Origin of the sequence: Streptomyces sp. NBC_00443, assembly GCF_036014175.1 — a bacterium.
Classification (GTDB): domain Bacteria; phylum Actinomycetota; class Actinomycetes; order Streptomycetales; family Streptomycetaceae; genus Streptomyces.
Genome location: NZ_CP107917.1, coordinates 3,431,881 through 3,445,720 on the forward strand (window position 1 = coordinate 3,431,881; position 13,840 = coordinate 3,445,720).

The window sequence follows — 13,840 nt, forward strand, 5'->3', positions numbered from 1 at the left end:
ACTATGCCGTACGCATGCTCGACAACTCGCTGTGACCAGCGGGGAATCGGTTCCGGCCGCCCGGGTTCGCCCTAGAGTTCGCCGCCGGACTTCCGGGTGTGGAGCTGTCGTGCCACCTCGGCGATCGACCCCGAAAGAGAGGGGTACACGGTGAAGGCGTTCGCGATCTGTTCGACCGTCAGATTGTTGTCGACCGCGATCGAGATCGGATGGATCAGTTCCGAAGCGCGCGGGGAGACGACCACACCGCCGACCACGATGCCCGTGCCCGGGCGGCAGAAGATCTTGACGAAGCCGTCCCGGATGCCCTGCATCTTCGCGCGCGGGTTGCGCAGGAGGGGGAGCTTGACGACCCGGGCGTCGATCTTGCCCCCGTCGACGTCCGCCTGGGTGTAGCCGACGGTGGCGATCTCGGGGTCGGTGAAGACGTTGGACGAGACCGTCTTCAGGTTCAGCGGGGCCACCGCGTCACCGAGGAAGTGGTACATGGCGATACGTCCCTGCATCGCCGCGACCGACGCGAGAGCGAAGACTCCGGTGACGTCACCGGCCGCGTACACGCCGGGGGCCGTCGTCCTGGACACCTTGTCGGTCCAGATGTGCCCGGACTCGCGCAGCTTGACGCCGGCCTCCTCCAGGCCCATGCCCTCGGAGTTCGGGATGGCACCGACGGCCATGAGGCAGTGGCTGCCGCTGATGACGCGGCCGTCGGCGAGGGTGACCTCGACCCGGTCGCCGACCCGCTTGGCGGCGGCGGCACGCGAGCGCGCCATGACGTTCATGCCACGGCGCCGGAAGACGTCCTCCAGGACGGCGGCGGCGTCCGGGTCCTCACCCGGCAGCACGCGGTCCCGGGACGACACGAGGGTGACCCGCGATCCGAGCGCCTGATAGGCGCCGGCGAACTCGGCGCCGGTGACACCGGAGCCGACCACGATGAGTTCCTCGGGGAGTTCGGTGAGGTCGTAGACCTGGGTCCAGTTGAGGATGCGCTCGCCGTCGGGCTGGGCGTCGGGCAGCTCGCGCGGGTGACCGCCGGTGGCGATGAGGACGGCGTCCGCGGTCAGGGTCTCCTCGGTGCCGTCGGCGGCACGGACGACGACCTTGCGCGAGCCGTCGAGGCCCTGCATGCCCTCCAGCCGGCCGCGGCCGCGCAGGACCCGGGCGCCGGCGCGCGTGACGGAGGCGGTGATGTCGTGGGACTGCGCGAGCGCGAGCCGCTTGACACGCCGGTTGACCTTGCCCAGGTCCACGCCGACGACGCGCGCGGGCTCATCGATGTGCGGGGTGTCGTCGGCGACGATGATCCCCAGCTCCTCGTACGAGGAATCGAAGGTGGTCATCACCTCGGCCGTGGCGATGAGAGTCTTCGACGGCACGCAGTCGGTGAGCACCGACGCCCCGCCCAGACCGTCGCAGTCGACGACGGTCACCTCCGCGCCGAGCTGGGCGGCCACCAGGGCCGCCTCGTATCCGCCGGGTCCGCCACCGATGATCACGATCCGAGTCACGTACTCCATTGTCCCGCACGCATCACCGTGGTACTGCCTGGGGGCCCGCCCGAGACACCACCGTTACGGGAGGGGCACACGATTCACCTGCCGTACCCTCTCCCCATGTCGCTCTACGCCGGGTACGCCGGCAATCTCGACGCGCGGCTGATGACGCGCCGCGCCCCGCACTCGCCGCTGCGCGCCACCGGCTGGCTGAACGGGTGGCGACTGACGTTCGGGGGCGAGCAGCTCGGCTGGGACGGCGCGCTGGCCACGCTCGTCGAGGAACCCGGCGAGCAGGTCTTCGTCGCGCTGTACGACGTCGCCCCGATGGACGAGGACTCCCTGGACCGCTGGGAGGGCGTCGGCCTCGGCATATACCGCCGGCTGCGGGTGCGCGTGCACACGCTGGAGGGCGAGGAGTCGGCGTGGGTGTACGTGCTGAACGCGTACGAGGGCGGGCTGCCGTCGGCCCGGTACCTCGGCGAGGTCGCGGATGCGGCGGAGTCGGCCGGCGCGCCACACGATTACGTGATGGAGCTGCGGAAGCGCCCGTGCTGACGGAGGGCGACTTCTAGACTGGGAGGATCGGCCCATCATCGGGAGAACTCATGGCCCCCACCACGTATGACGTCTACTACACGGTGCAGGCCGCCGAGGCCCGTGACCGGCTCGACGACAGGCAGCGGAGCGCCTTCGACAAAGGCATCGCGCTGCTGGCCCGTGACCCGTTCCTCTCGGTGTCGCGGCCCATAAGCAGCACGGGCGACGACCGCACGATCCGGCTCACACAGAACGTCCTCGTGGAGTACACGGTCAGTCGCGGCCGACTGTTGATCTTCATCGTCGAGGTCTTCAACGACAAGGACGTCCTCATTCCGGAGGAGTGAGCGTGCCGCTTTCGGGCGAGCTTGCGGGCGCGGTCTTCGTTGGAAACGACAAGACAACGATCGCCATCCCGTGAGCTCTGTCATCTACGCGCGTAGGCCCAAACCGGCTACCCTCAGTCGCGTGAACGCATCTCTTCTTCCGGACGACATCCAGGGCGACCCCCACGCCGCCGCCGACGCCGCCGCCTCGCGCCTGCGCGAACTCACCGGCGCCGAGACCCACGACGTCGCCCTCGTGATGGGCTCCGGCTGGGCTCCGGCCGTGGACGCCCTCGGCGAACCCGAGGCCGAGTTCCCGGTCACCGAGCTGCCGGGGTTCCCCCCGCCGGCGGTGGAAGGGCACGGCGGCAAGATCCGCTCCTACCGGATCGGCAACAAGCGCGCGCTGGTCTTCCTGGGCCGTACCCACTACTACGAGGGCCGTGGGGTGGCCGCCGTCTCGCACGGGGTGCGCACCGCGGTGGCCGCCGGCTGCAAGACGGTCGTCCTCACCAACGGCTGTGGCGGTCTGCGTGAGGGCATGCGTCCCGGGCAGCCGGTCCTGATCAGCGACCACATCAACCTCACGGCGACGTCCCCGATCATCGGCGCGAACTTCGTCGACCTCACGGACCTGTACTCGCCGCGGCTGCGGGCCCTGTGCAAGGAGATCGACCCCTCCCTGGAAGAGGGCGTCTACGCCCAGTTCCCCGGTCCGCACTACGAGACGCCGGCGGAGATCCGGATGGCTCGGGTCATCGGGGCGGACCTGGTGGGTATGTCGACGGTGCTGGAAGCGATCGCTGCGCGTGAGGCGGGGGCCGAGGTGCTGGGGATCTCGCTGGTGACGAACCTCGCTGCGGGGATGACGGGTGAGCCGCTGAACCACGAGGAGGTTCTGCAGGCCGGGCGTGACTCGGCCACGCAGATGGGGTCGTTGCTGGCGCAGGTGCTGGGGCGTCTGTAGGGGGTTTTCCTCGCCCCCGCCGCCCCTACCCGTCCCGTACCTGGGGGCTGCCGCCCCCAGACCCCCGCTTTCGGCCTGAACGGCCTCGTCCTCAAACGCCGGACGGGCTGGATTGCCTGGACCGGCGCTGTAAGGCGAAGGCCCCGAATTCAGCCCCTCCGGCGTTTGAGGAGCGGGGTCGAAGGGGCGGAGTCCCTTCAAGGACGGGACGGGACGGGTAGGGGCGGCGGTGGCGAGAATCATCCCCGCCCTCAGCCCCCTCCTCACCACAAGAACGAGAGGTTGACCGACGTGCACGACGATCTCATCGCCCGGGCCCAGGCGTGGCTCGCCGAGGATCCGGACCCGGAGACCCGCGACGAGCTCGCCAAGCTCATCGACGCCGCGGACGTCGAGGAACTCGCCGCCCGCTTCAGCGGCACCCTCCAGTTCGGCACCGCGGGCCTGCGAGGCGAACTCGGCGCCGGCCCGATGCGCATGAACCGCACGGTCGTCATCCGCGCCGCGGCCGGCCTCGCCGCGTATCTGAAGAAGCAGGGTCACCAGGACGGACTCGTCGTCATCGGCTACGACGCCCGCCACAAGTCGGAGGACTTCGCCCGCGACACGGCCGCCGTGATGACGGGCGCGGGCCTGCGCGCCGCGGTACTGCCCCGCCCGCTCCCCACGCCGGTCCTCGCGTACGCGATAAGGCACCTCGGCGCGGTCGCCGGAGTCGAGGTCACCGCGAGCCACAACCCGCCGCGCGACAACGGCTACAAGGTCTATCTCGGCGACGGCTCCCAGATCGTCCCGCCCGCGGACATCGACATCGCCCAGGAGATCGCCGCGGTGCCGTCCCTCACCGTCGTCCCCCGCCCCACGGAGGGCTGGGAGACCCTGGACGACAGCGTCCTGGACGCCTACCTCGCCCGCACGGACGCGGTGCTGTCCCCCGGCTCCCCGCGCACCGCCCGCACCGTCTACACGGCGATGCACGGTGTCGGCAAGGACGTCCTCCTCGCAGCCTTCGAGCGCGCCGGCTTCCCCGCCCCCGCGCTCGTCGCCGAGCAGGCCGAGCCCGACCCGGACTTCCCCACCGTCGCCTTCCCCAACCCGGAAGAGCCCGGCGCGATGGACCTGGCCTTCGCCAAGGCCCGCGAGACGGCCCCCGACCTCGTCATCGCCAACGACCCTGACGCCGACCGCTGCGCCGTGGCCGTGCGGGACGGGGACGACGGGGACGGCAAGGACGAGTGGCGGATGCTTCGGGGCGATGAAGTAGGCGCTCTGCTCGCCGCTCACCTGGTCAGCCGCGGAGCACGCGGCACCTTCGCGGAGTCGATCGTGTCCTCCTCCCTCCTCGGCCGTATCGCCGAGAAGGCGGGGCTGCCGTACGAGGAGACCCTCACCGGCTTCAAGTGGATCGCCCGCGTCGACGGCCTGCGCTACGGCTACGAGGAGGCCCTCGGCTACTGCGTCGACCCCGACGGCGTGCGCGACAAGGACGGCATCACCGCGGCGCTGCTGATCACCGAGCTCGCGTCCGTGCTGAAGGCCGAGGGCCGCACGCTCCTCGACCTCCTCGACGACCTGGCCGTGACCCACGGCCTGCACGCCACCGACCAGCTCTCGGTGCGCGTCCAGGACCTGGCGGTCATCGCCGACGCCATGGGGCGGCTGCGCGAGCAGCCGCCGACCGAGCTCGCCGGGCTGGCCATCACCCGCGCCGAGGACCTCACCCAGGGCACGGACACCCTCCCGCCCACCGACGGCCTGCGCTACACGCTCGAGGGCGCCCGCGTCATCGTCCGTCCCAGCGGCACCGAGCCCAAGCTGAAGTGCTACCTGGAGGTCGTCGTCCCGGTCGCGGCCCACGCCGACCTCCCGGCCGCCCGCACCGAGGCGGCCGAGCTGCTCGCTGCCATCAAGCGGGACCTGTCGGCGGCGGCGGGCATCTGAGCCGTACGAGTACGCGGAGTTCTGGTCGTTCTCGAAGGGTGCCTCCATTCGGAGGCACCCCTTCGAGCGATTGACGCGCACCGGTTAACGCCATGTTGGGTTGTCGCATGCTTCCCGGCTGCCTGCTCCCACCCGTCGCATTCTGGAAGGGCAGTACGGATGCGCTCCTTGTCCCCCTCGGAGGCATCCGCCCCCACGGTGTCCCGCGCCCCCTTCACATCTGAAGCGGGATGCCGCGCACGGGCCGGGCCCGGGGTTCAGATCCTTACGAGGTAGCTGAACCCCGTGTCCGGTCCCACGCACGACTGGAGGGTGAGGTCGCCCCAGTAGAGCCCGGCGGCCGGGGCGCCGCGGCCCGGGGTGAGGTAGTTGGCGTACACCTCGTACCGCCAGGTTCCGCGCGGGCCGCTGACCGTGACGGTCGTGCCGACGGGCAGCGTGGCGAAGCGGTCGAAGCCGCAGTGGTCGTGGCCGACGATCACGGCCGTGCGCATCTCGTAGCCGTTCTCGGTGCCGAGTTCGGGGCCCGCCCACTGCACGGCGTCCCGGCAGGCATCGACCTCGTGCTGTCCGCCGCGGACGACACGGGCGGACCAGGTTCCGATGCGGATCGTCGTTCGTTTGGGGCGCCCGGTCTGCTCGGGCGCCGTCGTGGGCGTGCGGGGGGTGGCGGCGGGGGTGGTGCTCTTACGGCGGTCGGTGGGGAGCGCGGGGCGGCGGGAGAGGTCGGGGCCGCGCCCGCGGTCGTCGGAGGGCCGGGTGGAGGGGTGGGTGGCCGGGCGGCGGTACTTCGAGGTGGCGGGCGTGGGCGTGGCCGGGGTGGGGTCGGGGGGTGGTGGGGTGGCTGGTGCCGGGGACGCGAACGTGGGGGCGGGAGGTGTGGGCTGTGCCCAGCCCGTGGGCGCGTACGGGGCGCCGGGCGCCGCCATAGGGGTGCCGACGTCGGGTCCGTCGCTCGCGCCGCCGGTGCCGCATCCGGTGAGCAGGGCCAGGGCCAGGGTCGTCGGTACGGTGACCCAGGCCGCCGGTGCGGCGGATCGCCGGCCGCCCGGTTCGCCCTGTGCTGGGCCGCCGCTCACCCGAACCGTTGAGCTTCAGGCCTGCCAGGACGTTGTCGTAGATCGATGCACAGGCGTTGCTGCTGGCCGCCGGAGAGCGCGCCGCCGGGCTGGCGGAGGCGGTCCTAGGGCGGCCGGCGGTCACGCGGTTCGCCAGTTCGCCGTGCGCGGCTCAAGGTACGGCGTCCGCCCTTCGCGGGCTCACGATTCGCCGTACGCCGCGAGCGTCCGCCGACCGGTGCTCAGCGCGGGCCCGTCAGGCCGTCGCCAGCACCATCGCGGGCAGCCAGTCGCCGCCGGCGGTCACTCGGTTCGCCAGTCGACGCCGTTCACCGTGCGCGACTCAAGGTACGCCGTACGCCGCGAGCGTTCGCCGACCGGTGCTCAGCGCGGGCCCGTCAGGCCCTCGCCAGCACCATCGCGGGCAGCCAGTCGCCGCCGGCGGTCACTCGGTTCGCCAGTCGACGCCGTTCACCGTGCGCGACTCAAGGTACGCCGTACGCCGCGAGCGTTCGCCGACCGGTGCTCAGTGCGGGCCCGTCAGGCCGTCGCCAGCACAATCACCAGCAGCACAGCCCCGGCGATGACCGGCCCCGCCACCTCGTAGGCCCACCGCACGGTGACCTCACCCTGCGAGGACTCCAGCTTCTCCCGCTGTTCCAGCAGTTCCCGCAGGTCGTCCATGACCTTGTCGGTCTCGGCCCGCGCCGGGCCGTCCATGTCGGCATCCCCTCGCGGCGCCCCGAACCCGAGCCCGCCGAACCCCATCCCCCCGCCGGCGCGGCCGCCCCGCTCACCCCGCGCGGCAGCGCTCCGCTCCGCCGCGGACCGGGCCGAGCGCCGGGCCGCCTTCTTACGTGCCCGGAGCGAGACCGGCACCGCCCAGAGCTGGAACTTGGTGCCGGACTTGTCGACGACCTCGTTCGAGTAGCTGGACCGCAGTGCGGCGACCTGCCCCCACGGGAGCACGATCACGCGCAGCGGGTTGCGGATGCGCAGCCGGTCCTCGTTGGCGTAGACGGCGGGCCTCAGCGTGAACGCGGACACCAGCGGCACGATCAGGATCAGCGCCGCGAGCGCCACCCACTGGGTGCGGCCCTCGCCCCGGATCAGTGCGTCGATGCCCAGCCAGAGGGCGATTCCGAGCAGCGCGACGCCGCCGATGATGCCCATGGGCGAGCGGTAGACGCGGTCCTTCGACACGGGGGCCGGGGTGGGGGGCTGGGGTTCCGGGGTCGTCATGGGGCCGATTCTGCCGTATGCCTGTCGGCGGCTTGGCGGGGTGCCTCATCGCCGTGGGACCTCGCTGCGGGTGCGGGCTGCCGGTGACGGGGCGCCTCATCACCGTGGGGGCCCTGCTGCGCGCGCGGGTGCGGGCTGCCGGTGGCAGAGCGCCTCATCACCGTGGGGACCTCGCTGCGCGCGCGGGTGCGGGCTGCCGGTGGCAGAGCGCCTCATCACCGCGGGACCTCGCTGCGCGCGCGGATGCGGGCTGCCGGTGGCGGGGCGCCCCATCACCGCGGGACCTCTCTGCGCGCGCGGGTGCGGGTTGCCTGTGGCTGGTCGCGCAGTTCCCCGCGCCCCTGGGTGGGACAGCTCCCCCTGGGTTGTGCGGATCCGTTCCCTTGTGGCAGAAACAGATCCGCTCCCCTGCGTTGTGCGGATCCGTTCCCTTGCGGCAGAGACAGATCCATTCCCTCGGCGCGGATCAGACCCATCCGCTCGGCTGCAGAACAGATCCCCATCCCTCGGGGTGTACAGCCGCTACGCGCGTAGATATGCTCGTCTGGTGACCATGCCCACCAATGCACCCACCGCAGCTCACGCCCTCAAGGACGTCACCGCGTCCGACAGTACGCTGCGCCGCTTCCTTCACGGGCTGCCCGGCGTCGACGCGGTCGGCCTGGAGGCGCGCGCCGCGTCCCTCGGTACCCGTTCCATCAAGACGACCGCCAAGGCGTACGCCATCGACCTCGCCATCTCGATGGTCGACCTGACGACGCTGGAAGGCGCGGACACCCCGGGCAAGGTCCGGGCGCTCGGCGCCAAGGCGGTCCACCCCGACCCGAGTGACCGGACGACTCCGGCCACCGCGGCCGTCTGCGTCTATCCCGACATGGTGGCCACCGCCAAGGAGGCCGTCGCCGGCTCCTCGGTCAAGGTCGCCTCGGTCGCCACCGCCTTCCCGGCCGGGCGCGCCGCCCTCGGTGTGAAGCTGGCGGACGTCCGGGACGCCGTCGCCGCCGGTGCGGACGAGATCGACATGGTCATCGACCGCGGGGCGTTCCTCGCGGGGAACTACATGAAGGTGTACGACGAGATCGTCGCCGTGAAGGAGGCCTGCGAGGCGTCCGCCCGCCTCAAGGTCATCTTCGAGACCGGCGAGCTGTCGACGTACGACAACATCCGGCGCGCGAGCTGGCTCGGCATGCTGGCGGGCGCCGACTTCATCAAGACGTCCACCGGCAAGGTCGCCGTCAACGCCACCCCCGCGAACACCCTGCTTATGCTGGAAGCGGTGCGCGACTTCCGCGCCCAGACCGGCATCCAGGTGGGTGTGAAGCCGGCCGGCGGGATCAGGACGACCAAGGACGCCGTCAAGTTCCTCGTCCTGGTCAACGAAACCGCCGGCGAGGACTGGCTGGACAACCACTGGTTCCGCTTCGGCGCCTCCTCGCTCCTGAACGACCTGCTGATGCAGCGTCAGAAGCTGGCCACCGGCCGCTACTCCGGCCCCGACTACGTGACGGTGGACTGATCACCATGGCATCGGTATTCGAATACGCACCGGCCCCCGAGTCCCGCTCGATCGTCGACATCGCGCCGTCGTACGGCCTGTTCATCGACGGCGAGTTCGTGGAGGCGGCGGACGGCAAGGTCTTCAAGACCGTCTCCCCGTCCACCGAGGAGGTCCTCGCCGAGATCGCCCAGGCCGGCGAGGCGGACGTGGACCGCGCCGTGAAGGCCGCCCGCAAGGCCTTCGTGAAGTGGTCGGCGCTGCCCGGCTCCGAGCGCGCGAAGTACCTGTTCCGCATCGCCCGGATCATCCAGGAGCGCAGCCGTGAGCTGGCCGTCCTGGAGACGCTGGACAACGGCAAGCCGATCAAGGAGACCCGCGACGCCGACCTCCCGCTGGTCGCCGCGCACTTCTTCTACTACGCGGGCTGGGCCGACAAGCTGGAGCACGCCGGTTTCGGCGCGAGCCCGGCGCCCCTCGGCGTGGCCGGCCAGGTCATCCCCTGGAACTTCCCGCTGCTGATGCTGGCGTGGAAGATCGCCCCGGCGCTGGCGACCGGCAACACGGTCGTGCTGAAGCCGGCCGAGACCACCCCGCTCTCCGCCCTGTTCTTCGCGGACATCTGCCGCCAGGCGGGCCTGCCCAAGGGCGTCGTCAACATCCTTCCCGGCTACGGCGACAGCGGCGCCGCGCTCGTCGCGCACCCGGACGTCAACAAGGTCGCTTTCACGGGATCGACAGCGGTCGGCAAGGAGATCGCGCGGACCGTCGCCGGTACCCGCAAGAAGGTCACCCTGGAGCTGGGCGGCAAGGGCGCCAACATCGTCTTCGACGACGCCCCGATCGACCAGGCGGTGGAGGGGATCGTCAACGGCATCTTCTTCAACCAGGGCCAGGTCTGCTGCGCCGGCAGCCGGCTGCTGGTCCAGGAGTCGATCCAGGACGAGCTGCTGGAGTCGCTGAAGCGTCGCCTCTCCACGCTCCGCCTCGGCGACCCCCTCGACAAGAACACCGACATCGGCGCGATCAACTCCGAGGAGCAGCTCACCCGCATCACCTCGCTCGTCGAGCAGGGCGAGGCGGAGGGCGCCGAGCGCTGGTCGCCGGCCTGCGAACTCCCCGAGAGCGGCTACTGGTTCGCGCCGACGCTCTTCACGAACGTCACCCAGGCGCACCGGATCGCCCGTGACGAGATCTTCGGCCCGGTCCTGTCGGTCCTCACCTTCCGCACGCCGGACGAGGCCGTCGCCAAGGCCAACAACAGCGCGTACGGCTTGTCGGCGGGCATCTGGACGGAGAAGGGGTCGCGGATCCTCGCCGTCGCGAACAAGCTCCGCGCGGGCGTCATCTGGTCCAACACGTTCAACAAGTTCGACCCGACCTCGCCGTTCGGCGGCTACAAGGAGTCGGGCTTCGGCCGCGAGGGCGGCCGCCACGGCCTGGAGGCGTACCTCGCCCCGTCGAGCCCGGAGGGCGAGCGATAAATGAGCACAGTGGACAAGAACGACAAGACCGAGCGCGCCGAGCGACTCTCCGTCTTCAAGACCTACAAGCTGTACGTCGGCGGGAAGTTCCCGCGTTCCGAGAGCGGCCGGGTGTACGAGGTGACGGACTCCAAGAGCAACTGGCTGGCGAACGTCCCCCTGTCCTCCCGCAAGGACGCCCGTGACGCGGTGGTCGCCGCGCGGAAGGCGTTCGGCGGCTGGTCCGGCGCGACGGCGTACAACCGCGGCCAGATCCTCTACCGCATCGCGGAGATGCTGGAGGGCCGCCGCGAGCAGTACGTCCGTGAAGTCGCCGACTCCGAGGGCCTGTCGAAGTCGAAGGCGGCGGCTCAGGTCGACGCGGCGATCGACCGGTGGGTCTGGTACGCGGGCTGGACGGACAAGATCGCCCAGGTGGTCGGCGGCGGAAACCCGGTCGCGGGCCCGTTCTTCAACATCTCCTCCCCCGAGCCGACCGGCGTGGTGGCCGTCCTGGCCCCGCAGGAGTCGTCCTTCCTGGGCCTGGTCTCGGTGCTGGCCCCGGTGATCGCGACGGGCAACACGGCGATCGTGGTGGCGTCCGAGAAGTCCCCGCTGCCCGCCCTCTCCCTGGGTGAGGTCCTGGCCACGTCCGATCTGCCGGGCGGTGTGGTCAACGTCCTGTCCGGCCGTACGGCGGAGATCGCGACGCCGCTGGCCGCGCACCAGGACGTCAACGCGATCGACCTGGCCGGCGCCGACGAGGTGCTGGCGAAGGAACTGGAGATCGCGGCGGCCGACAACCTCAAGCGCGTCCTGCGTCCACAGCCTGTGGACGACTGGGCCGCCACCCCCGGCATCGACCGTATGACGGCGTTCCTGGAGACCAAGACGGTCTGGCACCCGACGGGTTCGCTGGGCGCGTCCGGCTCGTCGTACTGATCACCGGCACGACGGCCACCGATACCGGAGAGCCGTGCTTCCCCTCCGTCCGGGGGAGGCGCGGCTCTCTGCCCTGCCGTCACCGCGACGAGTTGCCAGGTGAACGCGAGAGGGCTGTGAGGTGTGACGCGCGCTTCACTTGCGGTACACCGGGTCGTACACGGGCCCTGCGATGCCTCACACTGGTGTCCCGTGAGTTCCCATCCGCCCATACCGACGCGAGTCGTGCTGCTCTGCGGCCCTTCCGGCTCCGGCAAGTCCCTTCTCGCCGCCCACTCCGGTCTTCCGGTGCTGCGGCTCGACGACTTCTACAAAGAGGCTGACGACCCGACCCTGCCGCAGGTCCCCGGGAGCTCCGACATCGACTGGGACCACCCCGACTCGTGGGACGCCGACACGGCCGTGGCGGCGATCGCGGAACTGTGCCGCACGGGCCGTACGGACGTGCCGCTGTACGACCTCTCGCTGAGCGCCCGCACGGGCGCGGAGACCGTCGACATCGGCCGCACCCCCCTCTTCATCGCGGAGGGCATCTTCGCGGCCGAGATCGTGACCCGCTGCCGTCAGCTCGGCCTCCTCGCGGACGCGCTGTGCCTGAGCCGCGGCCCCGTGAAGACGTTCCGCCGCCGCTTCGTCCGCGACCTGCGAGAGGGCCGCAAATCGGTCCCGTTCCTGCTGCGCCGCGGCTGGCGCCTGATGCGCCTGGAACGCTCGATCGTGGCCCACCAGACGTCCCTGGGCGCCCACGCCTGCGACAGGGACGAGGCCCTCGGCCGCCTCACCGCAGCCGCAGCGGGCCGCTGCCCGGCGGCAACACCGGCCACCTGAACGAACAGGGCGCCCTCACCGTCGTAGGACCGGAAAACGGTCCCCGCGGAAAGGAAGCCCGATGCGCACTACGCTCCGGTCCGGCCGGCGTCTGCTCATGGCTGCACTGCTCCTCAGTACGGCCGTCGGCTGCACGGAAATGGGCGGCGCGGAGCCGGGCGGTGCGGCCGAGGCCTCCTGCGCGTACGTGGTGATGTACGCGAACCGCTCCTACCAGGACGTCGCGAACGCCGACTTCACCGTCGGGAAGAAGCTGGGTACAGCCACGATCCCGGCGTGCGAGGACACCCCGAACGATCCCCCGGACGCCGGCGGCGAGCAGCGAATCACCGCGTACGCGGTCGAGGGAACGGACCCGGCAGTCGCCATCGCCGTCGGTGATACTCCCGCCGGAGCGATCCTCATGAAGGCCCACTGACCGCACACGAAGAACGGGACTGGATGGACCCCCCGGCCCTCCAGCCCCGCTCTCGTCGTGCTCCCCCCGAATCCCCCGTGGGAGCACTCCCCCGTGTTTTCCCCCGTTGGTCCCCCGTGGGCCCCCCGACCCCGTGGGTCCCCCCACTTCTTACCGTTCCCCCGTTGCATTCCCCCCGGTACGGTCCCCCCGGACCTTCAGGCGACAAGCTCCCCGAAGGCGTCCTCCTCGTCACGGCCGAAGCTGAGGACCTCGTCCTCGCGCAGCCGGCGGAGCGACCGCCAGATGCTGGACTTCACCGTGCCGACACTGATGTCGAGGATGTCCGCGATCTCCGGGTCGGTGCGGCCCTCGTAGTAGCGAAGGACCAGCATCGTGCGCTGGAGTTCGGGCAGCCGGGCCAGCGCCTGCCACAGGACCGCGCGCAGTTCGGTGCCGCGCATCGCGTCCGTGTCGCCGGGCGTCTCCGGCAGCTCCTCGGTCGGGTACTCGTTCAGCTTGCGGCGGCGCCACGCGCTGATGTGCAGGTTCGTCATGGTGCGGCGGAGGTATCCGCCGACCGCGGCCTTGTCACTGATCCGGTCCCACGCCTTGTACGTCGAGAACAGCGCGCTCTGGAGCAGGTCCTCGGCCTCGAAGCGGTCACCGGTCAGGTGATAGGCGGTTGCGTACAGGGAGGCGCGGCGCTCCTGGACGTAGGCGGTGAACTCCGCCTCCGACAGCGAGCGACGACACTCCCCCGAGTCCTCCCTGTACGCGGCTCCCCCGTGCGTTTCCCCCGTGAAACCGTCAACCACCGTCATGAACGCGGTGTGCTGACGCCCGGTGCCGCGAGCGCACCCCCGCCCGCTCACGGCACCGGACTTCTCGGAACCCCGGCCCCCGTTCACGTCGTGCAGACGCGTGATCACTGCGCTGGTGCTGGTGCCGTGCAGCGTGTTCATCTCGCGCCCCCCGTCGTGGACTTCCGGTGTTCTGCTTGGTACGGCTTGCTGTGTTGCGTCCTGCTGTCTTGCCTGTGCCGAGAAGCTTGCCGGGGCACCTTCATGGCCGTGTCCGCCGACTGTCACAGACGTGTCACAGGGGCCTGTGCCGTAGGTCGCCCCCAGGCGGGCGACAGCGCG

General features: G+C 71.0%; 13 protein-coding genes. 9 read left to right on the forward strand and 4 right to left on the reverse strand.

Annotated features, from left to right (window positions below; translation table 11 throughout):
• Positions 1-71: 71 nt before the first annotated feature.
• Entirely contained in the window at positions 72-1,520 is a 1,449-nt protein-coding gene (locus OHO27_RS15155) for an NAD(P)H-quinone dehydrogenase (RefSeq protein ID WP_328424170.1), read from the reverse strand.
• 96 nt (positions 1,521-1,616) lie between these two features.
• Here OHO27_RS15155 and OHO27_RS15160 point away from each other — a divergent pair, with 96 nt between their 5' ends.
• The 4 genes from OHO27_RS15160 to OHO27_RS15175 all read left to right on the forward strand — a co-directional run bounded on the left by OHO27_RS15160 (position 1,617) and on the right by OHO27_RS15175 (position 5,270).
• A complete protein-coding gene (locus OHO27_RS15160; RefSeq protein WP_328424172.1) occupies positions 1,617-2,054 on the forward strand; it encodes a gamma-glutamylcyclotransferase in 438 nt (145 codons plus the stop codon).
• Positions 2,055-2,104: 50 nt separating this feature from the next.
• Positions 2,105-2,383, forward strand: a complete 279-nt coding sequence (locus OHO27_RS15165) for a type II toxin-antitoxin system RelE family toxin (RefSeq protein ID WP_328424174.1) — start codon at positions 2,105-2,107, stop codon at positions 2,381-2,383.
• A 121-nt stretch (positions 2,384-2,504) separates the two neighbouring features.
• Positions 2,505-3,329, forward strand: a complete 825-nt coding sequence (locus OHO27_RS15170) for a purine-nucleoside phosphorylase (protein ID WP_328424176.1) — start codon at positions 2,505-2,507, stop codon at positions 3,327-3,329.
• A 291-nt stretch (positions 3,330-3,620) separates the two neighbouring features.
• On the forward strand, positions 3,621-5,270 hold the full coding sequence (locus OHO27_RS15175; protein WP_328430443.1) for a phospho-sugar mutase: 1,650 nt from the start codon (positions 3,621-3,623) through the stop codon (positions 5,268-5,270).
• 257 nt (positions 5,271-5,527) lie between these two features.
• Here OHO27_RS15175 and OHO27_RS15180 read toward each other — a convergent pair whose 3' ends face one another.
• Together OHO27_RS15180 and OHO27_RS15185 are read right to left on the reverse strand one after the other, a co-directional pair.
• Entirely contained in the window at positions 5,528-6,349 is an 822-nt protein-coding gene (locus tag OHO27_RS15180; RefSeq protein WP_328424178.1) for a hypothetical protein, read from the reverse strand.
• A 519-nt stretch (positions 6,350-6,868) separates the two neighbouring features.
• Positions 6,869-7,570, reverse strand: coding sequence for a PH domain-containing protein (locus OHO27_RS15185; protein WP_328424180.1), 702 nt, complete (start codon positions 7,568-7,570; stop codon positions 6,869-6,871).
• 547 nt (positions 7,571-8,117) lie between these two features.
• Here OHO27_RS15185 and deoC point away from each other — a divergent pair.
• From deoC to OHO27_RS15210, 5 genes are all read left to right on the forward strand, one after another.
• Complete coding sequence (deoC, locus tag OHO27_RS15190) at positions 8,118-9,086, forward strand: deoxyribose-phosphate aldolase (RefSeq protein ID WP_328424182.1); 969 nt, start codon at positions 8,118-8,120, stop codon at positions 9,084-9,086.
• Positions 9,087-9,091: 5 nt separating this feature from the next.
• The gene (locus OHO27_RS15195) at positions 9,092-10,549 is read left to right on the forward strand and encodes an aldehyde dehydrogenase family protein (RefSeq protein WP_328424184.1); all 1,458 of its coding nucleotides are present in this window, start codon (positions 9,092-9,094) and stop codon (positions 10,547-10,549) included.
• Entirely contained in the window at positions 10,550-11,470 is a 921-nt protein-coding gene (locus OHO27_RS15200; RefSeq protein ID WP_328424186.1) for an aldehyde dehydrogenase family protein, read from the forward strand. It abuts the gene before it with no gap.
• Between the two features lie 192 nt (positions 11,471-11,662).
• Positions 11,663-12,298: a uridine kinase family protein gene (locus OHO27_RS15205; RefSeq protein ID WP_328424188.1), complete on the forward strand. Its 636-nt coding sequence runs from the start codon at positions 11,663-11,665 to the stop codon at positions 12,296-12,298.
• Between the two features lie 61 nt (positions 12,299-12,359).
• Positions 12,360-12,716: a DUF6281 family protein gene (locus OHO27_RS15210; protein ID WP_328424190.1), complete on the forward strand. Its 357-nt coding sequence runs from the start codon at positions 12,360-12,362 to the stop codon at positions 12,714-12,716.
• A gap of 197 nt (positions 12,717-12,913) precedes the next feature.
• Here the strand turns inward: OHO27_RS15210 and OHO27_RS15215 are convergent, their stop codons facing one another.
• A complete protein-coding gene (locus tag OHO27_RS15215) occupies positions 12,914-13,660 on the reverse strand; it encodes a SigE family RNA polymerase sigma factor (RefSeq protein WP_328424192.1) in 747 nt (248 codons plus the stop codon).
• Positions 13,661-13,840: the final 180 nt, after the last annotated feature.

Coding starts and splice junctions, on each gene's coding strand:
- OHO27_RS15210 (WP_328424190.1), top strand. CDS start 12,360: ATGCGCACTACGCTCCGGTCCGGCCGGCGTCTGCTCATGGCTGCACTG.
- OHO27_RS15200 (WP_328424186.1), top strand. CDS start 10,550: ATGAGCACAGTGGACAAGAACGACAAGACCGAGCGCGCCGAGCGACTC.
- OHO27_RS15195 (WP_328424184.1), top strand. CDS start 9,092: ATGGCATCGGTATTCGAATACGCACCGGCCCCCGAGTCCCGCTCGATC.
- OHO27_RS15215 (WP_328424192.1), bottom strand. CDS start 13,660: ATGAACACGCTGCACGGCACCAGCACCAGCGCAGTGATCACGCGTCTG.
- OHO27_RS15155 (WP_328424170.1), bottom strand. CDS start 1,520: ATGGAGTACGTGACTCGGATCGTGATCATCGGTGGCGGACCCGGCGGA.
- OHO27_RS15185 (WP_328424180.1), bottom strand. CDS start 7,570: ATGACGACCCCGGAACCCCAGCCCCCCACCCCGGCCCCCGTGTCGAAG.
- OHO27_RS15160 (WP_328424172.1), top strand. CDS start 1,617: ATGTCGCTCTACGCCGGGTACGCCGGCAATCTCGACGCGCGGCTGATG.
- OHO27_RS15165 (WP_328424174.1), top strand. CDS start 2,105: ATGGCCCCCACCACGTATGACGTCTACTACACGGTGCAGGCCGCCGAG.